Origin of the sequence: Amycolatopsis sp. NPDC006125, from assembly GCF_040614195.1 — a bacterium.
Taxonomy (GTDB): domain Bacteria; phylum Actinomycetota; class Actinomycetes; order Mycobacteriales; family Pseudonocardiaceae; genus Amycolatopsis_E; species Amycolatopsis_E tucumanensis.
This window is the reverse complement of the sequence record NZ_JBEXTZ010000003.1, coordinates 1-23,217: the sequence shown is the minus strand read 5'-3', so window position 1 is coordinate 23,217 and position 23,217 is coordinate 1. Positions and strand designations below refer to the sequence as shown.

Sequence of the window (23,217 nt, the reverse complement as noted above, 5' to 3'; positions counted from 1 at the left end):
GCTCAGGCAACGGGCACCTCCGCCGACGCGCGCAGCCGCGCCGCGACGCGGAAACCGCCACCCGGCAACGGTTCCGCGCTCAGCTCACCGCCGTACAGCGCGGCGCGTTCGGACATGCCCACGATGCCGTGGCCCGGCCGCACCGGTCCGCGTTGCCGGGCGCCGTCGTCGGTGACCTCGATCCGCACCTCGCCGGCGTGTGCCCGCACGACCACCCGGCAGCGCGCGGGGGCGGCGTGCTTCACCACGTTCGTGACCGCCTCCTGCACGATCCGGAACGCCGCCAGCTCCACCGGCCGCGGCAGGTCCGGCGCGTCGACGTCCAGCTCCACCGCGACCCCCGCGGGCGCCGCCCGTTCGGCCAGCCGCGGTAGATCGGCGAGCTCGCCCGGCGGCTCGGTGTCGTCCCGCAGCGCGCTGAGCAACCGCCGCATCTCGCCGAGCGCTTCGCGGCTGGTCTCCTCGATGATCCGGAGCGCTTCGCGGGCTTCGTCCGGCCGGGACTCCGCCACGTGGTTGGCCACGCCCGCCTTCACCGCGATCAGGCCCATTCCGTGGGTGACGACGTCGTGCAGTTCCCGGGCGATGCGCAGGCGCTCGTCGGTGCGGATCTGGTGCTGCCGCTGTAGTTCCAGCCGCTCGGCCTGCGCCCGGTGCGCGTGCGCCGCCCGCCCGGCCGCCCACGCCGCGACCAGCAGCGGCACCCCGAGGACATACCACCAGGCGGCGAAGCCGGCGACCGCGGCGACGGCGCACGCGCCCAGCAGGGGCAGCAGCCGGTCCCGGCCGAGCGCGACGACGTGCAGCACCAGCGCGGCGCCCGCGAAGGGATCCCAGAGCACGCCGAGGAACGCGGCCGCCACCGACACGGCCAGCACGAACACCAGCACCGGGACCGGCAACCGCCGCCGGACCAGCACGGCCAGCCCGATCACGACCGCCACGGCCACCGAGCCGCCCAGCCGCCAGCCGGTGTCGTCGCGCAGGAGGTTCCCGCCCACGGCGACGTCCACCGCGATCAGGAGCACGGCCGGCAGCACGGCGGCGGCGCGCGAACGCCATGGCGAGGGGCCCATTCGTCGCACGATATCCGGGTACCGCGCCCGCCGCGTCCGTCCACGGCGGTCATACCAGGGTCTGATGTCCGCGGCCGGAGTGTCCGCCGCGGTCCGATCCGCCGCGGTCCGGGCACTGGCAGGTTCGGCCGCATGACTCGTGAACCGCGCTGGATCGCCGGCCTGGCGATGATCGCCGCACCGCTGCTGTTGCTCACCGGGATGTTGTTGCGCCTCCCGGTCCCCTTCTTCTTCCCGCACCAGCTCACCGCGGCCGCCGACCACCCCGGCCGGATGAGCGCCGCCTACACCTGCGTGCTCGCCGGGACGCTCCTGCTGTGCCCGGCAGTGCTCGCGCTCGCCGCGCGGATCAGGTTCCGGTGGGGTTTCTGGGGCGCGGTTCTCGTCGTGACCGGGCTGTTCGCGCGGGTCTTCCACGCCGGGTTCGACCAGGCCGCCCTCGCGCTGGCCCGCCACCGCGGGGCCGGGTTCGCCACCGCGTTCGTCGGCGACGCCTACGGCGATCCGCACCTGTTCAGCTACCTGTCGTTCACGATCCTGCTCGGCTGGCCGGTGCTCGCGTTCGCCGCCTGGCGGGCGCGCGTGCTGCACGCGGTCCAGGCGGTGGGGCTGGCGGCGATGGCGGCCCTGCCGCTCGGCGTGCTCAAGGGGACGACCGTGCTGTCCCTCGTGGCGGTGGCGGGCGTGGCCGTGGCGCTCGTGCCCGAGGGGGTGCGCCTGATCCGCGTCGCGCCGCGGCCGGACTTCCGGCTGGTGGCCGTCGCGGTGCCGGTGGTGGGGCTGCTCGCCTACGTCAGCACGCTCGGGTGAGCGTTTCCGGGCCGGGCGCGGTGGGCAATCTGCCGGGCATGGCCAAGGTTCTCGTGCTCGATGTGGACGGCACGCTGGTGGACACCAACTACCACCACGCGCTCGCGTGGTTCCGCGCCTTCCGCGGCCACGGCGTCACGGTGCCCGTGTGGCGCCTGCACCGCGCCATCGGCATGGGCGGCGACCAGCTGGTGCCCGAGGTCGCCGGGCAGGAGGTCGAGGACGCCTGCGGCGACGACGTCCGGGCCAAGTGGAAGGAACTGGTCGACGGGATGCTGCCGGAGGTCTGCGCGCTCGACGGCGCCCACGAGCTGCTCCAGGCCGCGGACGACGCCGGCTACCGCGTGGTGCTGGCCAGCTCCGGCAAGCCCGACCACGTCGACCACTACCTCGACCTGATCGACGGCCGCGAGCTGGCGGCCGACTGGACCAGCTCGAAGGACGTCGAGGCCACCAAACCGGAGCCGGACCTGCTGGAGGTCGCGCTGGAGAAGGTGCGGGGCGAGGAGGCCGTGGTGATCGGCGACTCGGTGTGGGACTGCGTCGCCGCCCGGCGGATCGGCCTGCCGTCGGTCGGGCTGCTCACCGGCGGGTTCTCCGCGGCGGAGCTCACCGACGCCGGCGCCGCCCGGACGTTCACCGACCTGCGTGAACTCCGGGCGAGCCTGGGCGAGTTGCCGTTCGGGGCGTCGCCGCGTTGAGGCTTGGTTGCTGCTGGCCCGAGTGCGGCGCCGCTGACCAGGCACCGCGACCCCGCGTGCCCTCAGCCGTCGTGGCCCAGTTGTCCTGGCCGGGTCATTCCGCATCGTGCGGTGGCCGCGGGGAGGCGTCGATCTCCCGTCGTGCCGGGGCGCCGCCCGTGAGCTGCCGTTCGTGGGTGACCGTCCGGTCGAGCTGCTTCGCCAGGTGCGGGATGGTCGTCGAGGGCAGGTAGGTCGTGGCGCCGGCGTCGAGCAAGCGCCGGACCGGGCCGTGGTAGCTGACGCCGAGCTCCGCGTCGTCGATCTCGGCCACCACCACCCGCGCCTTCGGGAACGACCGGCGGAGGTTGCCGATCAGCTGCGGGCTCACCGGCGGCACCAGCAGCACGTCCGCCGTGGCCGGCGCCGCGTGCATGTCGATCACGATGTAGTCGGTGCCGAGCTCGGCCGACAGCTTCCCCCGCGCCGATTCCGACAACCGCATCGCCGTGGCGACCACCGTGACGTCGTCGGCGATCTCCGGCCCTGCCGCCCGGGGCGCGCCGCCCGTGCTGGAGATCGTCGCGATGACCTCGCCGTCCCGCGTGACCACGAGGTCCTCACCGGGCGGCAGGGCGTCGATGAGCTCCGCGACCTCCCGGGGCAGCCGCGACACGTCGACCCGGCGGCCGGTCACCGCCTCGCTCCGCGATGGCACCGGGGAACCGTTCGACATCCGCACGCTGCCGCGCACAGCACCAGGGTCGGCGTCATGGAACCCGATCATCCCAGACCGCGCCCGCACCCCGCGGAGATTTTTTTCCGCATCCGTGGTTTACCGCCCGGCGGCCGGGGTAGTCAGGCGCCGGAGTCGCAAATCCGGTGGACGCGCAGGGGTGCCGTCGGATGGAGCAGGAAGCCTCGGCCCACCTCCCCCTCGGCGGGCCGGGGCTTCCGTCTGTCCAGGGGTAGTGCACACCCGCCCGCACCGGCGCGGGACAATGGCAGGCGCACCCGACCAGCAAAGGACCGATTCATGGCGAAGGCCGCCGAGCCACCTTCAGGTACCCGCGACTTCCTGGCCGACGACGTGCGTCGCCGGAAGGCCGCGTTCGACACCGTCAGCGCGGTCTTCGAGCGCTACGGCTTCGACCCCCTGGAGACCCCGGCCTTCGAACGCCTCGAGGTGTTCGCGGGCAAGCTCGGCGACGACGCGTCCGCCCTGATCTTCAAGATCCTCAAGCGCGGGGTGCACGAGGCCAGCGGCGAGGCCGACCTGGCGCTGCGCTACGACCACACCGTGCCGCTCGCCCGCGTGATCGGCACCTACGGCAGCAAACTGCCCTCGCCCTACAAGCGCTACGCCATCGGCCCGGTGTGGCGCGCCGACCGCCCCGCGCAGGGCCGGTTCCGCGAGTTCGTCCAGTGCGACCTCGACACCGTCGGCTCGTCGTCGCCGCTCGCCGACGCCGAGACGCTGTGGGCGATCAACGACGCGCTGACCGCGCTGGGCGTCGAGGACTTCCGCTTCCTGGTCAACAGCCGCCAGGCGCTGCACGGCCTGCTGGAGGCCTACGGCATCCCCGAGGAGGCGGGCGCGAAGGTGCTCGGCAGCCTCGACAAGCTGGACAAGGCCACCCCGGACGCGGTGATCGCCGAGCTGGCCGACCGCGGCCTGGACACCCAGACCGCGGAGAGCCTGGTCGGGGACGTCGTCGCCACCGACACCGACCGCATCCGCAAGCAGCTCGACACCACCGAGCGAGGCCGCGCCGGCCTCGCCGAGGTCGACAAGCTCGTGGAGCTGACCGCCGGGCTGCCGTCCGGGCGGGTCGTGTTCACGCCGCGGATGGTGCGCGGCCTGGACTACTACACCGGCCCGATCTTCGAGGTCACCGCCGCCGGCTACCCGGGGTCGATCTCGTCCGGCGGCCGCTACGACGGGCTGGTCGCGAAGCTCGGCGGCCCGGACATGCCCGCGTGCGGCGGGTCGATCGGCCTGGAGCGGATCCTCGCCGGGCAGGCCGCGGCCGACGCCGAGGCCGGTGGCCTGGACGTGGCGCTCACCGTGCTCGGCGCCGAGGACGAGGTGCTGCGGCTGGCGAACCGGCTGCGCGCGCAGGGCCTGCGCACGGGCGTCTACCTGGGCACCTCCGGCAAGCTGGCGCGCCAGTTGAAGTGGGCGAACGACCAGCGGGCCCGCACGGTGCTGATCTACGGCCCGGCCGAGCAGGAGGCCGGCGAGGTGACGGTGCGGGACATGACGTCGGGCGAGCAGACCCGCGTCCCGGTCGACGAGGTGCCCGCGCACCTGCAGCGATAACGACTCGCCGGAGTACGCCCTCGCAGTCTCGCCGGGGGCGTTCTCGGCGCCTCAGCGCGGGGACGCCCCGACCGGCAGCTCGTCCAGGCTCGCCCGGAGTTCACGCAGGTCGCCGACGCGCCCGCGCACCAGCAGCGACCAACCCTCGACGTGGCGACGCCGCCAACGGCAACGGGTGACTCTGTCGTGGCTCGAGGGCTGGGTGTGCGCCCGGTGGGGTTTGCCGGTGGCTGGGCGGCGCGCGCCGGCGGGAGCGGCTGCTGGTTGCCGGGGGCGGTGCTGCCGTGGACTCGGCCGAGTGGCGGCCTTTGCCGTGCCGGGAGGGTGGGGCTCGCGGGCGGCTGGTGGGTGTGGTGCTTCACTCCGGTGGGGGCGGTTGTCGGGTGGTGCCGTGGTGGGTTGGGCCGGGTGCGCCTGTGGGGGCGGTTGCCGGGGCGATGCCGCGGTGGGTAGGGCCGGGTGCGCCTGTGGGGGTTTTGCCGGGGGCGGTGCTGCCGTGGGCTCGGCCGAGTGGCGACCTTTGCCGTGCCGGGAGGGTGGGGCTCGCGGGCGGCCGGTGGGCGTGGCGCTTCACTCGGGCGAGGGCGGTTGTGGGGTGGTGCCGTGGTGGGCTGGGCCGGGTGCGCCGGTGCGGGCGGTTGCCGGGGTGGTGCCGTGGTGGGCTGGGCCGGGTGCGCGCCGGTGGGGGGTTGCCGGTGGCTGTCGGCGCGGCGGCGCGCGCCGGCGGGAGCGGGTGCCAATCGCCGGGGGCGGGGCCGCCGTGAACGTGGCCAGCGGGGGTGCAGGCCTCCCGGGCTGAGGGCATGCCGCCAAGCGACACGCGGCTCGTCAGCGCATCGCCGCGCCGCTTGGCGCCTGGTGGCGGTCTCTGCCGATCAGCGCACCAGGCGGAAGAAGTTGCGGATCTCCTCCACCCACACCTCCGGCTCTTCGAGCGCCGCGAAGTGGCCGCCGCGCTCGGGTTCGTTCCAGTAGCGGATGTCGGTGTACCGGCGGGCGGCCCAGCGGCGCGACGGGCGCGGCACCTCGCGCGGGAACACCGAGCACCCCGTCGGCACCGGGACCGTGTCCGAAGTGGACTTGCTGAACCACTCGGACACCTGCTTGAAGCTCTCCCAGTACAACCGCGCCGACGACGCGCCGCTGCGGGTGAACCAGTACACGCTCACGTTGTCGAGCAGCTGGTCGCGCGTCAGGATGCTTCCGGTGTCCACCCACGAGTGGTACTTCTCCACGATCCACGCGCACAACGCCACCGGCGAGTCCACCAACCCGTACCCGACGGTCTGCGGCTTCGTCGACTGCTCCGCCGAGTAGCCCGACTCCCGCGACTCCGCCTCGGCCAGCGCGTCCAGCGCCTCCCGCTCCCGCGGCGACAGGTCGGAGAACGTCGCCGGGTCGGGTGCGGCGATCGGCGGCTGCACGTGGATCCCGGCCAGCACGTCCGGGTGCTGCTGCCCCATCGCGGTGGTGATGCTGTTGCCCCAGTCGCTGCCGTGCGCCCCGTAGCGCGTATACCCCAGCGAGGCCATCAGCGAGGCCCACGCGTCCGCGATCCGCTGCACGCCCCAGCCCGGCGACGCGGGCTTGTCGCTGAAGCCGTAGCCGGGCAGCGTCGGCAGCACCACGTCAAACGCGTCCGCGGCCGACCCGCCGTGGGCGACCGGGTCGGTCAGCGGCCCGATCACGTCCAGGTACTCCACGATCGACCCCGGCCACCCGTTGGTCAGCACCAGCGGCAACGCGCCGGGGTGCGGCGAGCGCACGTGCGCGAAGTGGATGCCCACCCCGTCGATCGTCGTCCGGTACTGCGGCAGCGCGTTGACCCGCTTCTCGAACGCGCGCCAGTCGTACCCGTCCGCCCAGTACGCGCACAGCGACCGCAGGTACTCCAGCGGCACCCCCTGCGACCAGTCGTCCACCGTCTCGGCGTCCGGCCAGCGCGTGCGCTCCAGGCGGTCCCTCAGGTCCGCCAGTTCACGGTCGTCGACAGCGATCCGAAAATTCTCCACGCGCCGACCATAACGAGACCCACCGACAATTCACGGCAACGCGGGCAGCACCTTGTCGAGCGTGATCGGCAGGTCCCGGATCCGCGCCCCGGTCGCGTGGAACACCGCGTTCGCCACCGCCGCGGCCGTGCCCACGATCCCGATCTCACCGATCCCCTTGACCCCGAGCGGGTTCACGTGCGGGTCGTGCTCGTCGAGCCAGTGCGCCTGGATGTCGTCGACGTCGGCGTTCACCGTGATGTGGTACTCGGCCAGGTCGTGGTTGACCACCTGCCCGAACCGCGGGTCCCACACGCTCTCCTCGTGCAGCGCCATCGACAGCCCCATCGTCATGCCGCCGAGGAACTGCGACCGCGCGGTCCGCGGGTTGACGATCCGCCCGGCGGCGAACACCCCGAGCAGCCGCGGCACCCGGATCTCCCCGGTGTCCGCGTGCACCCGCGCCTCGGCGAACTGCGCGCCGAACGCGTACATCGCGTACTCCTTGCGCGCCGGGTTGTCCCCGGTCGTCGCGTCGGCCTCGGCGCCGTCGGCCGGGTCGCGGCCGTACTTGTCGCGGAACGTGCGCGCGGCCTCGAACACCGCCGAACCCCAGGTCCCCGTGCCCGCCGAACCGCCGGCCACCGCCGCCTTCGGGTACGCGGTGTCGCCGAGCCGCATGTCGATCTCCTCGGCCGGCACCTCCAGCGCCTCCGCGGCGATCTGCGGCAGCACCGTCCACGCTCCGGTCCCCAAGTCCGCCGCGCCGATCTCCACGACGTACCGGCCGCCCTCGAACCGCACCACCGCGGTCGACCCCGGCCGCGTCGACGACGGGTACACCGAGGACGCCACTCCGGTGCCGACCAGCCAGCCGTCCTCCAGCCGCACGCCGGGCCGCGGGTCGCGCGAGTCCCAGCCGAACCGCCGGGCGCCCTCGCGCAGGCACTCCACCAGGTGCCTGCTGGAGAACGGGTTGCCCGACTCCGGGTCCACCTCCGGCTCGTTGCGGATCCGCAGCTCGACCGGGTCGATGCCCAGCTCGTGCGCCAGCTCGTCCATCGCCACCTCGGGCCCGAACATGCCGGGGCACTCGCCGGGCGCGCGCATCCACGACGGCACCGGCACGTCCAGCGCGGCCAGCCGGTGCGTGGTGCGCCGGTTCGGCGCGGCGTACATCATGCGGGACGGCAACGCCGTCTGCTCCGCGAACTCCTTGATGCGCGAGGTCTGCTCGACCACGTCGAGCCCGATCGCGGTCAGCCTGCCGTCGCGGGTCGCGCCGAGCCGCATCCGCTGGATCGTCGGCGTCCGGTACCCGGCGAGCGAGAACATCTGCTGCCGCGTCAGCGCGAGCTTCACCGGCCGTCCCGGGTGGGCGCGCGCAGCCATCGCGGCCAGCACCACGTTCGCGTGCGGCAGGCCCTTCGACCCGAACCCGCCGCCGACGTACTGGCACACCACCCGCACCCGTTCCTCGGGCAGGCCGAACACCTTCGCGATGGCCTTGCGCGACGGGTGCACGCCCTGCGTCGAGTCCCACAGCGTCAGCAAGTCGTTGTCCCACAACGCCGTCGTCGCGTGCGGCTCCAGCGGGTTGTTGTGGTACATCGCGGTGCGATAGGTCCGCTCGACCGTCACGTCGGCGGACGCCATCGCCGCGTCGACGTCGCCGGTCGCGGTGTCCGTGGGGAACGCCGGGTTGACCTTCTCCGGTTTGTACAGGTCGTCGCGGTCCGCGGCAAGCTCGGTGTCGTGCTCGCGCTCGTCGTAGGTCGCGAACACCAGCTCCGCGCCGTGCCGCGCGGCCTCGGAAGTCTCCGCGATCACCAGCCCGATCACCTGTCCGCGGAAGGCGACCTCGCGGTCCTGCAGCACGGCCAGTTCGGCGTCCTCTGTGGACGCCAGCCGCTCGGCGCTGCGGTAGGTGATCACGTCCAGCACGCCGTCGAGCACCTCGGCCTCGGCGGTGTGGATCGCGGCGATCCGGCCCCGCGCCACAGTGGCCTGCACGGGGTGGCAGAACACCGGCGTGCCGGCCTGCGTCTCGTAGGCGTAGGTGGCGGTGCCGGTGACCTTGCGTGCGCCGTCCCGCCGCACCAGCGGTTCGCCGATCGCGGTCATGACAGCTCCCGGAGCACGGAGACCAGGGTCCGGGTCAGCAGCGGGACCTTGAACTCGTTGCCGGGCAACGGCTGCGCCTGCGCCAGCTCCTCCTCGGCCGCGGCGCGGAACGTCGCGTCGGTGGCCGGCGCGCCGCGCAGCACGTCCTCGGCCTGCCAGGCGCGCCACGGTTTGTGCGCGACCCCGCCGAACGCGATGCGCGCGTCGACGACCGTGCCGTCCTCGACGGCCAGCACCGCCGCCACCGACACCAGCGCGAACGCGTAGGAGGCCCGGTCGCGGACCTTCCGGTAGCGCTGCTTCCCGGCGGGCGGCGCCGGCAGGTCGATCGAGGTGATCAGGTCGCCGTGCGCCAGCACGGTGTCCCGCTCCGGGGTGTCGCCGGGCAGGCGGTGCAGTTCGGTGAACGGGATCGTGCGCTCGCCGTCCGGTCCGAGCACGCACACCTCGGCGTCCAGCGCGGCCAGCGCGACCGCCAGGTCGGACGGGTGCGTCGCCACGCAGTGCTCGGACGCGCCGAGGATCGCGTGGTAGCGGGTGTAGCCACCGATCGCGGAGCAGCCGGAGCCGGGCTCGCGCTTGTTGCACGGGGTCGTGACGTCCTGGAAGTACACGCACCGCGTGCGCTGCAACGGGTTCCCGCCGGTGGTGGCCATGTTGCGCAGCTGGCCGGACGCCCCGGCGAGCAGCGATTCGGCGAGCACCGGGTAGCGCGACCGGATCCGCGGGTCGGCGGCCAGGTCGCTGTTGCGCACCCCGGCGCCGATCGACAGGAGGCCGTCGCGCTCGGTGATCTCGGCGGAGGTCAGGTTCGTGATGTCGACGAGACGGCCGGGGCGGGCGACGCCGAGCTTGAGGTGGTCGACGAGGTTCGTGCCACCGGCGAGGAACACGGCGGACGGGTCGGCGGCGACGGTGCGGACGGCGGTGTCCGCGTCGGCGGGGGAGTCGTAGGTGAACGGCTTCATCCGGCCGCCTCCTCGATCGCGCTGACGATGCCGTCGTAGGCGGCGCACCGGCACAGGTTGCCGCTCATCCGCTCGGCGATCTCGGCGCGGGTCAGCGCGGGGCGGTCGCTCACCGCCGGGGTCGCGTGGCTCGGCCAGCCCTGCTTGACCTCGTCCAGCACGCCCACCGCGGAGCAGATCTGGCCCGGCGTGCAGTAGCCGCACTGGAACCCGTCGTGCTCCAGGAACGCGCGCTGCACCGGGTGCAGCTCACCGTCCGGCGCGAGCCCCGCGGCGGTGGTGACCTCGGCCCCGTTCTGCGCGACGGCCAGCGACAGGCAGGACAGGATCCGGCGGCCGCCGACCAGGACCGTGCAGGCCCCGCACTGGCCGTGGTCGCAGCCCTTCTTCGGGCTGGTGACGCCGAGGCGTTCGCGCAGGGCGTCCAGGAGGGTGGTGCGGCTGTCGAGCGTCAGCCGGTGGGTGGCGCCGTCGACACGCAAGGTGATCTCCGCGTCCATGACGTGGGGCGTACCCGGCGAGGCAGCCGCGAAACCGGCGATCAGGCGGGAACGGCAACCGCGCGCTCTGCCTGCCGGGTCCGGGCCACCAGCACTCCGACCGCGATGATCAGCGCGAACGCGACGAGTGCGGTCATCGTGCGTGCGACGTTGAACGCCTCCCACCGCTGCAGGACCGCCGCGTGGTCGGCCGGCGCGCCGGACACCGCCCACACCTTGATCCGCCCGTTGATCGGCACGTTGCCGAACCGCGTGATCAGGAACGACGCCAGCACCAGCGCCCCGGCCGTGCCCGCCAGGTACCGCGGCGCGCCGCGGCTCAACATGGCCAGCGCGAGCGAGCTCAGGACCGCCAAGGCCATCGTCGTCTGCATGACCACGCCGTTCATGTGCATCAGCGCGGTGTGGAAGGTCAGGCGCACGTCGAGCGGCACCGCGCCGAACGCGGACACCAGGTTGACGGCGCCGTAGCCGAAGGCCCCGGCCAGCAGGCCGGTGGCCAGCAACGCGAAGGCGGTGACGAACCGGACCACGAGGCCTCCTATTACTGAGTTGTAACTCAGTAAATGTAGCGTGCTCGGCCGCGGGTGGTCCAGTGGACGCGCGGGTTCAGTCCGGGAGCAGGCCGGGCAGGAGGGTGTCCACCACCTGCGCGGCGCCCGCGACGGCGGGAGTGCCCAGCGAGCGGAGCACGGCCCGCTGGTGGGCGACGCCGAGGATGACCAGGGCGGCCGCGTCCAGGTCGAGGCCGGCGCGCACCCGGCCGAGGTCCCGCTCCCGGCCGAGGTAGGCCGCGATGGGCGCCAGTCCGCGCTGCGGGCCGATGTTCGCCTCCGAGCTGCGCTGGGTGAACAGCTCACGGAGCTCGCTGTCGGCCTGGACGGCGGCCAGGACCGGCGTGATGCGCGTGTAGTAGGCCTCCAGGCTGCCGAGCAGTTCGACGAGGTTGTCCCGCACGGTGCCGTGCCCGGCCCGCCGCCCGAGCTCCTCGGCCACTTCCTTGTAGCGCGGGAGGTGCAGGTGGACCACGGCGCGCAGCAGCCCGAGCCGGTCTCGGAAGTGGTAGAAGATGCTCGACTCGGCCACGCCGGCGCGCCGCGCGACCTCCTTCGTCGACAGGCGGGCGACACCGGCTTCGGCGAGGATCTCCTCGGCCGCGGCCAGCACCGCCTCCCGCACCCCCGTCCTGGGGCGGCCCGGCCGCCGAGCGTCGTTCACCACGCCGACATCCTGCCAGCGGCACCGCCGGGACCGCGCCGCCGTGGGAAAATGCGCGGATGCGGCAGATCGGGAACGACGCCAACCTCGCCGGGAAGATCCTCGACGAGCTCAAGAGCGCCATCGTCAACGGCGAGCTCGTCGCGGGCAGCCTGTACTCGGTGCACGACCTCGCGGAGCGGCTCGGCGTGTCCCGGACGCCGGTGCGGGAGGCGCTGATCCAGCTGGCCGAGCGCGGAATGGTGCGGTTCGAGCGCAACCGCGGCGTGCGGATCCTCCAGACGTCCCTGCACGACCTGGAGGAGGTCTTCGCGATCCGGCTGCTGCTGGAGGTCCCGGCCACCCACCGCGCCGTCACGCAGCGGACCGCCGCGTGGGTCAAGGAGCTGGGCGCCCAGCTCAAGGCGATGCGCGCCGCCGCCGAGAAACGCGACGAGGCCACGTTCATGGCCGCCGACCGGCGCTTCCACGAGATCATCAACGAGGCGTCCGGCAACGTGCGGCTCGCCCGCTACATCGACTCGTTGCGCGACATGGTCCTGCTGCGCGGCGCCTCGACCGTCGACACCTCGCGCAGCCTGTCCGACATCCTCGCCGAGCACGAGGAGATCTTCGCGCTCATCGAAGCGGGCAAGGCCGACGAAGCCGCCGAGTCCATGCGCGCGCACCTGCTCAACACCGCCCGGCTGCTGATCGGCCAGGAAGCCGCGGCCAGTGGCGACCCGGTCCCGCCGGTCTCGTTGGAGTGGACCGGCTACCCACGTCGTTGACGAGTAGCATGCTACATGCCACTCTGTGCTCGGCTCTGTCCTGACGCGCAAGGAGGCGCAGATGACGGCACCGAGCAAGGTTCACCTGCTCAAGACCGGAACCATGGAATGCGACCAGACCTGGCTGCTGCTCAAGCCGGGTGCGACCATCACCGACCGCTCGAACACCCGCAAGGAAGCGGTGTGGACGACGTGCCCGACCCACGCGGTGCTCATCGAGCACCCGGACGGGCGAATCCTGTGGGACACGGGCGTTCCACAGGACTGGGAGACCCGCTGGGCACCCACCGGGCTGCAGGAGTTCTTCCCCGTCCAGGAGGGCACCAGCTACCTGCAGGACTCGCTGGCCGCGCTGGAGCTGACGCCGGACGACATCGACGTGCTCGTGCTGTCCCACCTGCACTTCGACCACGCCGCGAACGCGAAGCTGTTCGCAGGCGGCAAGACGCGCATCATCGTCAACGCCAACGAGCACGAGGGCGCGCTCGGCATCGACGGGCCGTTCAAGGGCGCGCACCTCAAGGCCGACTACGAGGGCATCGACTACGAACTCGTCTCCGGTGACGCCGAAATCGCGCCGGGCGTCAGCGTCATCGAGACACCGGGCCACACCTGGGGGACGATGTCACTGCGGGTGGACCTGCCGGAGGCGGGCACCAAGATCTTCACCTCCGACGCGGTCTACCTCGGCGAGAGCTGGGGCCCGCCGGCCGTCGGCGCCGCGATCGTCTGGGACAGCGTGCGCTGGCTGGAGTCGGTGGAGAAGCTGCGCCGCATCGCCGAGGAGACCAACGCCGAGGTGATCTTCGGGCACGACCCGGAGCAGGCCGCCAAGCTCCCGTTCGCCCCCGACGGGTACTTCGGCTGAAAGGCACACGGGCATGACCGAATACCTCAACGAGACCGTCTTCACCTGGGGCGCGACGCCGCTGAAGTTCGGCGCCGGCGCCGTCGACGAGATCGGCTGGGACCTCGCGCAGATGGGCGCGGAACGGGTCCTCATCGTCACCGACCCGGGCGTCGCCGCCACCGGCGTGCCGCAGCGCGTCGCCGACGCCGCCAAGGCGGGCGGGCTGACCGTCGAGGTCTACGACCAGGTGCACGTCGAACCGACCGACGTCAGCATCCAGGCCGCGGTGGACTTCGCGAAGCAGTCCGAGTGGGACGGGTTCATCGCCGTCGGCGGCGGCTCGTCGATCGACACCGCCAAGGCCATCAACCTGATGACCACCTACCCGGCCGACCTCTACGACTACGTCAACAAGCCGATCGGGCAGGGCAAGGCGCCTGCCGGGCCGCTCAAGCCGCTGGTCGCGGTGCCGACCACCGCGGGCACCGGGTCGGAGACGACGCCGGTGTGCATCATGGACTTCCTCGACCTCAAGGTGAAGTCCGGCATCAGCCACCCGCGGCTGCGGCCGTCGATGGCGGTGGTCGACCCGCTGCTGACGCTGAGCATGCCGCCCGAGGTGACCGCGGCCAGCGGGATGGACGTGCTGTGCCACGCGCTGGAGTCCTACACGGCCAAGCCGTTCGACTCCTTCCCGCGGCACCGCGCGGAAACCCGGGTCGCCTACTGCGGGTCGAACCCGATCTCGGACGCCTGGACCGAGCAGGCGCTGACCCTGCTGGCCCGCTCGTTCCGCAAGGCCGTGCTGAACGGCGGCGACCTCGCGGCGCGGACGGACATGATGCTGGCGGCGACGTTCGCCGGCATGGGGTTCGGCAACGCGGGCGTGCACATCCCGCACGCCTGCGCGTACCCGATCGCCGGGCAGGTCAAGGAGTACCGGCCGAAGAACTACCCGCAGGACGAGGCGATGGTCCCGCACGGCGAGTCGGTGTCGCTGACCGCGCCCGCGGCGTTCCGGTTCACCTTCCCGACGAACCCCGAGAAGCACCTGCGGGCCGCGCGGATCCTCGACCCGCACGCGCCGAAGCAGCACGACGCGGTGGACCAGCTGCCGTTCGTGCTGTCCTCGCTGATGCGCGACATCGGCACGCCGAACGGGATCGGCGGCGTCGGCTACGACGAGAGCGACATCGGCGACCTGGTCGAGGGCACCCTCAAGCAGGAACGGCTGCTGACCATCTCGCCGCGGCCGGTGCGCGGCGAAGACCTGGAGGCGATCTTCGCCCAGTCGATCGAGAACTGGTGATCGGATGCCCATCTACGACTACGCGTGCGAGTGCGGGAACCGGTTCGAGGCGCTCGTGCCCTCGTCCGCCAGCCCCGCGCCGAGCTGTGCGTGCGGTTCGTCGCCACGCCGCCTGCCACCCGCGGTGCGGCTCGGCGGCGTCGCCTCGGCCGGGCCCAGCCGGGACGACGCGCCGAAGAGCTGGCGCGGCACCGGCAACGGCGACCGGGAGACGGTGCGGCACTGGCACCAGCAGATGACCCGGCGGGAGAAGCTGGAGCAGAAGTACCCGGAGCTGGCGGGCGACCGCCGTCCGGTGCTCGCCCACGAGGGGCGCTTCGCCGCGGCGCCGCTGCGCGCAGGCGATCCGGTGCCGGGAGAATCGGGTTCATGACGGTGGTCGCGGACGAGCGCGTGGCCCGGTTCCTCGCGGAGCTGGGCCGCGCGCTCACCGGTGAGGTCGAGTCCGGCACGACGGCGCGCGCGACCTACAGCATGGACGCGTCGAACTACCGGCACGTGCCGCTGGCCGTCGTGTTCCCGTCCACTGTGGAGGATCTGGAGACGACGGTCCGGCTGTGCCGGGAGTTCCGGATCCCCATCACCGCGCGCGGCGCCGGAACGAGCATCGGCGGGCAGGCGCTCGGCGAGGGTGTCGTAGTCGACTACAGCAGGCACCTGAACCGGGTGCTGGAGATCGACCCGGAGGCGGGGACCGCCCGCGTGCAGCCCGGCGTGGTGCTGGACGCGTTGCGCGCGGCCGCCGCCCCGCACGGGCTGACGTTCGGGCCGGACCCGTCGACCCACAGCCGCTGCACGATCGGCGGCATGGTGGGCAACGACGCGTGCGGCTCGCACTCGGTGGCGTGGGGGCGGACCGCGGACAACGTGGTCGCGCTGGACGTGCTGACCGCGGACGGGACGCGGCTGGCGATCGGGGAGTCGCTGCCGGACGATCCGCGGGTCGCCGAGTCGAAGCAGCTCGCGCTGGACAACCTGGCGCTGCTGCGCACGTCGTTCCCGTCGATCCCACGGCGCGTGTCGGGGTACGCGCTGGACCAGCTGTTGCCGGAGAACGGGACGAACCTGGTCCGCGCCCTGGTCGGCACCGAGGGCACGTGCGTGCTGCTGACCGAGATCACCGTGCGGCTGGTGCCCGCGCCTGCGGCCCGGGCGCTGGTCGTCGCGGGCTACGCGGACGACATCGCGGCCGCCGACGCCGTGCCGTCGGTGCTGCCGCTGAAGCCGTTGACCGTCGAGGGCATGGGCCGCGACCTCATCGACTCGCTGTTGATGCGGCGGTCGCACCCGGCCGTCGACCTGCTGCCGGCGGGGCGCGGCTGGCTGTTCGTCGAGGTCGGGGGAGCGGACCCGGCGGAGGCGGCGGCGCGGGCTGCCGAAGTCGCGGCTGCCCTGGAGCGGGACACCGGCGCCGCGACCGTGGTGGAGACGCGGCCGGCGGACCAGCGGATGCTGTGGTCGGTGCGGGAGGCCGCGGCCGGGATCGTGACCCGCATGGCGGACGGTTCCGAGGCGTGGCCGGGCTGGGAGGACTCCGCGGTGCCGCCCGCTCATCTTGGGGCCTATCTACGGGATTTCCGGGCTCTGCTGGGGAAGTACGGGCTGCGGGGTGTCCCGTATGGACACTTCGGCGAGGGGTGCGTGCACGTGCGCATCAACTTCGGCCTGACCAGCGACGAGGGCCGGCGGCAGTTCCGGGCGTTCATGGAGGACGCGGCGGACCTGGTGGTGCAGCACGGCGGGTCGCTGTCCGGCGAGCACGGCGACGGGCAGGCGCGGGCGGAGCTGTTGTCGCGGATGTACCCGCCGGAGATCCTGGCGCTGTTCGAGCGGTTCAAGGTCATCTGGGACCCCGCGGACCTGCTCAACCCGGGCAACCTGGTGCGGCCCCGGAAGCTGGACGCGGACCTGCGGTTCGACGGGCCGGTGCGGTCGCTGCCGGTGACGTTGAAGTACCCGCACGACGGCGGCAGCCTGGCGACCGCGACCCGCCGGTGCGTCGGCGTCGGGGCGTGTGTCGACAAGTCGTCCGGCGTGATGTGCCCGAGCTACATGGTCACCGGGCGCGAGGAGCACTCGACGCGCGGGCGGTCGCGGCTGCTGTTCGAGATGATGCGCGGCGAGACGGTCACCGACGGCTGGCGCTCCGGCGAGGTGCTGGAGGCGCTGGACCTGTGCCTGGCGTGCAAGGGTTGTCTGTCCGACTGCCCGGTCAACGTGGACATGGCGTCGTACAAGGCGGAGTTCCTGCACCAGCACTACGCGGGGCGGCTGCGCCCGGCGAGCCACTACACGCTCGGGTTCCTGCCGGTGCTGGCGCGGCTGGCGTCGGGCGCGCCGCGGCTGGCGAACCGCGTGCTGGGCGGTCGGTTGTCCGGGCTGGTGAAGAAGGCGGGCGGGATCACGCCGGAGCGGTCGCTGCCGCGGTTCGCGCCGCGGACGTTCCGGCGCGGGTTCCGGGCGCGGGAGCGGGGGCGGCCGCGGGTGGTGTTGTGGCCGGACACGTTCACGAACTTCCTGTCGCCCGAGGTCGGGCACGACGCGGTGCGGGTGCTGGAGCACGCCGGGTTCGACGTGGTGCTGCCGTCGTCGTCGGTGTGCTGCGGGCTGACCTGGATCTCGACCGGGCAGCTCGGGGTGGCGCGCCGCGTGCTGCGGCGGACGTTGCGGGTGCTGCGGCCGGAACTGGAGGCGGGGACGCCGATCGTGGGCCTGGAGCCGAGCTGCCTGGCGGTGTTCCGGCACGACTCGCGGGAGCTGCTGGACGACTCCGAGCTGCACGGGTTGCCGTCGCAGGCGTTCACACTGGCGGAGTTCCTGGAGAAGTACGCGCCGGACGTGTCGTTCCCGGAGGTCGAGGCGACGGCCATTACGCAGCAGCACTGCCACCAGCACGCGGTGATGGGCAACGCGGCGGACGAGCGGTTGCTCCGCCGGGTGGGTGTGCGGAACCGGACGCTGGACTCGGGGTGTTGCGGGCTGGCGGGCAACTTCGGGGTCGAGAAGGGGCACTACGAGGTGTCGGTCGCCGCGGCGAACCGGGTGCTGGTGCCTGAGGTGGAGGCCGCGCCCCCGGACACGATGGTCCTCGCGGACGGCTTCAGCTGCCGCACCCAGATCGACGACCTCACCGGACGGCAGGCGCTGCACCTGGCGCAGGTACTCGCGCGGGCGCTGGACACCCCTGGCGCCTGAGCGGCGAGTTCCCCTCCGGCGCGCGAGTTCCACGTTCGGCGCGGGGAGTTCCACACTCGGCGGGGGAGCGGCATCCCCGGTTTTGCTTCCGGGGTGAGGTGCCCTCGCAGGGTGCGTGGGCGCGGGCTCACGCCCTGTCGGCCGGACACACCCCCGACGCCTGAGCGGCAAGCCCCACGCGCCCGCGCGCGGGTCCCCGCTCCGGCGCGGTGAATTTCACGTTCCGTGGGGGAGCGGCATCCGGTTTCGCTTCCCGGGTGAGGTGCCCTCGGAGGGTGCGCGGGCGCGGGGCTCTCGCTCCGTCGGCTGGACACCCCCCGGCTGAGCGGCGAGTCCCACCCTCCGACGTGCGGGCCCCATCCCAGCGCGGCGAGTCCACACTCGGCGGGGGAGCGGCACCCCCGGACGGGGGCAAGCGCTCGACCCGTGGCGTTAACCGTTGCTAACGTGGCTCGGGCATCGGCGCCAAGGGAGGCGAGGATGGACAGCGCAGCGTTGCGGCCCGAGATCGCCAAGTCGTGGCGCCGGGCGGAGCTGTCCGGGCTCCGGCCGGACGCCGCGGTCGACCGGCTCACCGTCGCGGACATCGACCGCCGCAGCAGGCTCGTTCTCGCCGCCGAACCCGTCCTCGACCAGGCCACCCGCGAGCTCGCCGACACCGCGTTCAGCCTCATCCTCGCCGACCGCGACGCCTGGATCGTCGACCGGCGGTTCGGCGAGCGCCGGCTGGAATCGACCCTCGACCGGCTCGGCGTCGTCCCCGGCAGGCGCTTCACCGAGGAGAACACCGGCACCAACTCGATCGCCACCGTCTTCGAGCTGCGCCAAGGCCTCGCCGTGCACGGGCACGAGCACTTCATCGACAGCTTCAAGGCCTTCGCCTGCTACGGCCACCCGATCACGCACCCGGTGACCCGCCGCCTGGAGGGCGTCCTCGACATCACCTGCCCGGCCGACCACGCCAGCCCGCTGCTCGGCCCGTTCCTGCGCCGCGCGGTCGCCGACATCGAGCAGCGCCTGCTGGAGGGCTCCCGCGCGGCCGAGCAGCGCATGCTCGCCGCCTACCAGGCAGCCGCCCTCAACCGCCTGCGCCCGGTCCTGGTGCTGGGCGACGACGTCGTCCTCGCCAACGCCGCCGCCACCGACCTGCTCGACGCCCCCGACCACGCGATCCTCCGCGGGCTCGCCATGGACGCCCCGTTCGGCGTCCGGCAGGCCCGCAGCGTCCGGCTGTCCTCCGGTCGCGTCGCGGACGTGTCCTTCGAGCGCATCACCGGCGCGTCCGGCGTGCTGTTCGAGCTGGAACCGCCCGCGGTGCAGGCGATCCCGCGACGCGCCACCCCGCGGCCGGTGCAGCGGGATTTCACCACCTACCGCGAACAACGCACGCACGTCCTCATCAGCGGCGAGCCCGGCACCGGCCGTTCGACGGTGGCCCGCGAGCTGGCGGGGGAGTCCGCGCTGGCCGTGCTCGACGCGGTGGACGCCCAGCACTGGGCCCCCACTCTGGACCAGCTCGTCGCGTCGCACACCGGGCTGCTGGTGATCGAGAACATCGCCCTGCTGCCCGCCGACGCGGCCGCCCGGGTCGGGGCCGCCATGGACCGCGGCTGGTTCGCGTTCACCGGCCCGCCGCCGTCCGAGCTGACCGGCCCCGCCGCCGACCTCGCCAGCCGCTGCATCGCCCGCCGGGAGCTGCCCCCACTCCGCTCCCGGCGGGACGAACTGCCCGCACTGGTCGCGGCGATGCTGGCCGACCTCGGCTCGACCCTCCGGTTCGTGCCCCGCACGCTGGAGGTCCTCGCCGCGCAGCCGTGGCCGGGCAACTTGCGCGAGCTGAAGGCGCTGCTGCGGCACGTCGCGGCCGGCCGTGCGTGTGGTGACGTGCTGCCGCGTGACCTGCCGGAGGCCTACCAGGGCAGTCCCCGGGCACGCCACCTCACGCCGATCGAGCAGCTCGAACACGACGCGATCGCCGCCGCGCTGCGGGACTGCGGCGGCAACAAGGCCCACGCCGCGAAGCTGCTCGGCATCAGCCGCTCGACGCTGCACCGGCGGGTGCGGAGCCTCGGGCTGAGCTGACCTTGCCCGGCAGGGGTGTCTCGTCGCGGGCGGGATGCGCCAGCGGCCGCCCGCCGTGAGCGGGGACGCGAGCATCCTCGAACGCGGTCACGCGAACCACCCCCAGGCCACGACGGCGGCCAGCACGAGCAGCACCACGGGCACCGCCACGACTTTCGTTTCGCGGCGGCGGACGTGCTGCACGACCGCCCCGGCCATCAGCAGCACCAGCCCGGTGGCCGCGAGCGGCGACAGCACCGGCGCGATGTCCAGCGCGGCGGGCAGGATCAGCCCTGCCGCGGCGAGCACCTCCAGCACCCCGATGGTCTTGCCGAGGCTCACGCTGAGCCCGGTGGCGGCCAGTTTTTCGGCCGGTTGAGCCAGTTTCACGGCCCCACTGGCCAGGAAGACGGCCGCCAGCGCGGCCGCGATGATCCACAACGCGATGTCCATGCCCGTCCGACGACGCAGCCCCGCGCGGTGTGAGGTCACTGTGTCAACTTGACACGGTTAGCCCGCTGTTGCGCAGGTCACCATTACCGCCACGTCCACGACGAGGAGGTTGGTGTGACTGCGGTAGCGGAGCAGGCGGTGCGGCCGGCGGTTCGGGAGTTCGTGTCCGGGACCAAGCAGCTGCTGATCGGCGGGCAGTGGGTGAACGCGGCGTCGGGCCGGACGTTCCCCACCTTCGACCCCGCCACGGGGGAGAAGATCACCGAGGTGGCACACGGCGCCGCCGAGGACGTCGACCGCGCGGTGGCCGCGGCGCGGCACGCGTTCGAGGACGGTCCGTGGTCCCGCACCACGCCGTCGGAGCGGCAGCGCCTGATCTGGCGGATCGGCGACCTGCTGCTGGAGCGCGCCGAGCAGTTCGCGCAGCTGGAGGCGCTGGACAACGGCAAGTCCGTGGCGGTCGCGCAGGGCGTCGACGTCGCCTGGGCGGCCGACATCTTCCACTACTACGCCGGGTGGGCGACCAAGATCGAGGGCCGCACGATCACCCCGTCCGTGCCGTGGATCCCGGGCAGCCAGTGGCACGCCTACACGTTGCGGGAACCGGTCGGCGTGTGCGCGCAGATCATCCCGTGGAACTTCCCGCTGGTGATGGCCGCGTTCAAGCTGGCGCCGGCGCTCGCGGCCGGCAACACCGTCATCCTGAAGCCGGCCGAGCAGACTCCGCTGACGGCGTTGCTGCTCGGCGAGCTGTTCTGCGAAGCCGGTTTCCCGGACGGAGTGGTCAACATCCTCACCGGGTTCGGGGACGCGGGCGCCGCGCTGGCCGCGCACGACGACGTCGACAAGGTCGCGTTCACCGGTTCCACCGAGGTGGGCAAGAAGATCGTGGACGCGGCCAAGGGCAACCTGAAGAAGGTGTCGCTGGAGCTGGGCGGCAAGAGCCCCAACATCGTGTTCGCCGACGCCGACCTGGAGGCCGCGATCCCCGGTTCGGCCAACGCCTGGCTGTTCAACCACGGCCAGTGCTGCGTGGCCGGCACACGGTTGTTCGTCGAGGAGTCCATCTTCGACGAGTTCACCCAGGGTGTCGCGGAGTTCGCGAGCCAGGTCAAGATCGGCCCGGGCCTGGACCCGACGACGCAGCTGGGCCCGCTCGTGTCGCAGGAGCAGCTCGACCGCGTCACCAGCTACCTGCGGCAGGGCATCGCGGACGGCGCCCGTGCCCTGACCGGCGGCGGCCGTCACGGCGACTCCGGTTACTACGTCGAGCCGACGGTGCTGGTGGACGTGCGCGACGACATGAGCGTGGTGCGTGAGGAGATCTTCGGCCCGGTCGTGGCCGCGATCCCGTTCTCGGCCGAGGACGGTCTCGCCGCGGCCGCGAACAACACCGAATACGGCCTGGCGGCGGGGATCTGGACGCGGGACATCTCGCGCGCCCACCGGGTGGCGAAGCAGATCAAGGCCGGTTCGGTGTGGGTCAACTGCTACAACGGCTTCGACACCGCGATCCCGTTCGGCGGGTACAAGCAGTCCGGTTGGGGCCGCGAGCTCGGCGCCGAGGCCATCGACCTCTACACCCAGACCAAAGCCGTCAACGTCGCGCTCTGAGGAGAATCCGCATGAAGGTCAAGGCAGCTGTACTCACCGATTTCAAGACCCCGTTCGAGATCACCGAGCTGGACCTGGACGGCCCGCGGGAGGGCGAGGTCCTGATCCGCTACGTCGCGGCCGGCTTGTGCCACTCCGACCTGCACCTGTCCGATGGAGATTTGCCGCCGCGGTTCCCGATCGTGGGCGGGCACGAGGGCGCCGGGATCATCGAAGAGGTCGGGCCGGGGGTCACGAAGGTCAAGCCCGGTGACCACGTCGTGTGCTCGTTCATCCCGAACTGCGGCACGTGCCGTTACTGCGCCACGGGGCATCAGAGCTTGTGCGACATGGGTGCGACGATCCTGGAAGGCAGCTTCCCGGACGGCAGTTTCCGGTTCCACCAGGGCGGGGTCGACTACGGGCAGATGTGCATGCTCGGCACTTTCGCCGAGTATTCGACGATCTCGCAGCACTCGGTGGTCAAAGTGGACGAAAGCGTGCCGCTGGAGACCGCGGTGCTCGTCGGCTGTGGTGTCCCGACCGGGTGGGGCACGGCGGTGTACGCGGGGGACGTGCGGCCGGGTGAGACCGTGGTGATCTACGGGATCGGCGGGATCGGCATCAACTCGGTGCAGGGCGCGGCGCACGCCGGGGCGAAGAACGTCGTGGTGGTCGACCCGCTGGCGTTCAAGCGGGACACCGCGCTGAAGCTGGGAGCCACCCACGCCTTCGCGACGGCGGGGGAGGCGCACGAGGTGGTCACCGAGCTGACCCGGGGACAGGGCGCGGACAAAGCGCTGGTCACGGTCGGGGTGGTGGACGAAGAGGTGATGTCGGCGGCGTTCGACGTCGTCGGCAAGGGCGGGGTCGTCGTGGTGACCGGCTTGGCGGACCCCGCGAAGGCGACGATCCACGTCTCCGGCGCGGTGCTCACCCTGTGGGAGAAGACGATCAAGGGGAGCCTGTTCGGCAGTGGCAACCCGCAGCGGGACATCCTGAAGATGCTGGACCTCTACCAGGCGGGCACGCTGAAGCTGGACGAGCTGGTCACCAACCGGTACCGCCTCGAAGACGTCAACCAAGGCTACGAGGACCTGGTGGCAGGCAAAAACATCCGAGGCGTAGTCGTCCACGGCTAACCCCAACCGCCACCCGGCAACGAAAAGCAAGCGACCAACCCAACCAGACCTCCCCCGCCCCCGATCCACAGCCGATCTTTAGTCGCCGACCAGGGTTGTCAAGGCACGCTTTCCCGCCTTGACAAGCCTGCTCGGCGACTGAAACACAATCAGG

At 72.6% G+C, this 23,217-nt stretch carries 20 protein-coding genes; 11 read left to right on the top strand and 9 right to left on the bottom strand.

Annotation, left to right across the window (positions count from 1 at the left end):
* Positions 1-2 precede the first annotated feature (2 nt).
* A complete protein-coding gene (locus ABZ193_RS02470; RefSeq protein ID WP_354708572.1) occupies positions 3-1,076 on the bottom strand; it encodes a sensor histidine kinase in 1,074 nt (357 codons plus the stop codon).
* A 132-nt stretch (positions 1,077-1,208) separates the two neighbouring features.
* Here ABZ193_RS02470 and ABZ193_RS02465 point away from each other — a divergent pair, with 132 nt between their 5' ends.
* Positions 1,209-1,886, top strand: a complete 678-nt coding sequence (locus tag ABZ193_RS02465) for a hypothetical protein (protein ID WP_020416692.1) — start codon at positions 1,209-1,211, stop codon at positions 1,884-1,886.
* A 38-nt stretch (positions 1,887-1,924) separates the two neighbouring features.
* Complete coding sequence (locus ABZ193_RS02460; RefSeq protein WP_237338285.1) at positions 1,925-2,587, top strand: HAD family hydrolase; 663 nt, start codon at positions 1,925-1,927, stop codon at positions 2,585-2,587.
* A gap of 94 nt (positions 2,588-2,681) precedes the next feature.
* Here ABZ193_RS02460 and ABZ193_RS02455 read toward each other — a convergent pair whose 3' ends face one another.
* Complete coding sequence (locus ABZ193_RS02455; protein ID WP_237338284.1) at positions 2,682-3,284, bottom strand: hypothetical protein; 603 nt, start codon at positions 3,282-3,284, stop codon at positions 2,682-2,684.
* A gap of 318 nt (positions 3,285-3,602) precedes the next feature.
* Here ABZ193_RS02455 and hisS point away from each other — a divergent pair, with 318 nt between their 5' ends.
* Positions 3,603-4,889: a histidine--tRNA ligase gene (gene hisS, locus ABZ193_RS02450; protein WP_020416696.1), complete on the top strand. Its 1,287-nt coding sequence runs from the start codon at positions 3,603-3,605 to the stop codon at positions 4,887-4,889.
* An 875-nt stretch (positions 4,890-5,764) separates the two neighbouring features.
* On the opposite strand, the gene ABZ193_RS02445 is transcribed toward hisS, so the two are convergent.
* The 6 genes from ABZ193_RS02445 to ABZ193_RS02420 form a co-directional block, all read right to left on the bottom strand.
* Entirely contained in the window at positions 5,765-6,901 is a 1,137-nt protein-coding gene (locus tag ABZ193_RS02445) for an epoxide hydrolase family protein (RefSeq protein WP_237338283.1), read from the bottom strand.
* A 30-nt stretch (positions 6,902-6,931) separates the two neighbouring features.
* The gene (locus tag ABZ193_RS02440; protein WP_354708570.1) at positions 6,932-9,004 is read right to left on the bottom strand and encodes a xanthine dehydrogenase family protein molybdopterin-binding subunit; all 2,073 of its coding nucleotides are present in this window, start codon (positions 9,002-9,004) and stop codon (positions 6,932-6,934) included.
* Positions 9,001-9,972: a xanthine dehydrogenase family protein subunit M gene (locus ABZ193_RS02435; RefSeq protein ID WP_354708569.1), complete on the bottom strand. Its 972-nt coding sequence runs from the start codon at positions 9,970-9,972 to the stop codon at positions 9,001-9,003. Before ABZ193_RS02435 ends, ABZ193_RS02440 begins: the two co-directional genes overlap by 4 nt.
* Positions 9,969-10,472 (bottom strand): 2Fe-2S iron-sulfur cluster-binding protein, encoded by a 504-nt coding sequence (locus tag ABZ193_RS02430; protein WP_354708568.1) that lies wholly within the window; start codon positions 10,470-10,472, stop codon positions 9,969-9,971. The genes ABZ193_RS02435 and ABZ193_RS02430 overlap by 4 nt, the downstream gene beginning before the upstream one ends.
* A 41-nt stretch (positions 10,473-10,513) precedes the next feature.
* Positions 10,514-11,005 carry a DUF1772 domain-containing protein gene (locus ABZ193_RS02425; protein WP_354708567.1) on the bottom strand — a complete coding sequence of 164 codons (492 nt, stop codon included), beginning with the start codon at positions 11,003-11,005 and terminating at the stop codon, positions 10,514-10,516.
* Positions 11,006-11,081: 76 nt separating this feature from the next.
* Positions 11,082-11,693, bottom strand: coding sequence for a TetR/AcrR family transcriptional regulator (locus ABZ193_RS02420; RefSeq protein WP_354708566.1), 612 nt, complete (start codon positions 11,691-11,693; stop codon positions 11,082-11,084).
* A gap of 56 nt (positions 11,694-11,749) precedes the next feature.
* Here ABZ193_RS02420 and ABZ193_RS02415 point away from each other — a divergent pair, with 56 nt between their 5' ends.
* From ABZ193_RS02415 to ABZ193_RS02390, 6 genes are all read left to right on the top strand, one after another.
* Positions 11,750-12,460, top strand: a complete 711-nt coding sequence (locus ABZ193_RS02415) for a GntR family transcriptional regulator (RefSeq protein ID WP_020416703.1) — start codon at positions 11,750-11,752, stop codon at positions 12,458-12,460.
* A 61-nt stretch (positions 12,461-12,521) separates the two neighbouring features.
* Positions 12,522-13,328 carry an N-acyl homoserine lactonase family protein gene (locus tag ABZ193_RS02410; RefSeq protein WP_020416704.1) on the top strand — a complete coding sequence of 269 codons (807 nt, stop codon included), beginning with the start codon at positions 12,522-12,524 and terminating at the stop codon, positions 13,326-13,328.
* A gap of 13 nt (positions 13,329-13,341) precedes the next feature.
* Positions 13,342-14,619 (top strand): hydroxyacid-oxoacid transhydrogenase, encoded by a 1,278-nt coding sequence (locus ABZ193_RS02405; protein ID WP_020416705.1) that lies wholly within the window; start codon positions 13,342-13,344, stop codon positions 14,617-14,619.
* Between the two features lie 4 nt (positions 14,620-14,623).
* Entirely contained in the window at positions 14,624-14,992 is a 369-nt protein-coding gene (locus ABZ193_RS02400) for a zinc ribbon domain-containing protein (RefSeq protein WP_020416706.1), read from the top strand.
* Positions 14,989-17,814, top strand: a complete 2,826-nt coding sequence (locus ABZ193_RS02395; protein ID WP_020416707.1) for an FAD-binding and (Fe-S)-binding domain-containing protein — start codon at positions 14,989-14,991, stop codon at positions 17,812-17,814. The genes ABZ193_RS02400 and ABZ193_RS02395 overlap by 4 nt, the downstream gene beginning before the upstream one ends.
* A gap of 480 nt (positions 17,815-18,294) precedes the next feature.
* On the top strand, positions 18,295-19,896 hold the full coding sequence (locus ABZ193_RS02390; RefSeq protein ID WP_354708565.1) for a helix-turn-helix domain-containing protein: 1,602 nt from the start codon (positions 18,295-18,297) through the stop codon (positions 19,894-19,896).
* Between the two features lie 87 nt (positions 19,897-19,983).
* Here the strand turns inward: ABZ193_RS02390 and ABZ193_RS02385 are convergent, their stop codons facing one another.
* The gene (locus ABZ193_RS02385) at positions 19,984-20,328 is read right to left on the bottom strand and encodes a DoxX family protein (RefSeq protein ID WP_354708690.1); all 345 of its coding nucleotides are present in this window, start codon (positions 20,326-20,328) and stop codon (positions 19,984-19,986) included.
* Positions 20,329-20,442: 114 nt separating this feature from the next.
* On the opposite strand from ABZ193_RS02385, the gene ABZ193_RS02380 reads away from it, so the two are divergent.
* Both ABZ193_RS02380 and ABZ193_RS02375 read left to right on the top strand, forming a co-directional pair.
* On the top strand, positions 20,443-21,942 hold the full coding sequence (locus tag ABZ193_RS02380) for an aldehyde dehydrogenase family protein (RefSeq protein WP_354708563.1): 1,500 nt from the start codon (positions 20,443-20,445) through the stop codon (positions 21,940-21,942).
* A gap of 11 nt (positions 21,943-21,953) precedes the next feature.
* Positions 21,954-23,063 carry an NDMA-dependent alcohol dehydrogenase gene (locus ABZ193_RS02375; RefSeq protein ID WP_354708562.1) on the top strand — a complete coding sequence of 370 codons (1,110 nt, stop codon included), beginning with the start codon at positions 21,954-21,956 and terminating at the stop codon, positions 23,061-23,063.
* The last annotated feature ends 154 nt before the right edge of the window (positions 23,064-23,217 follow it).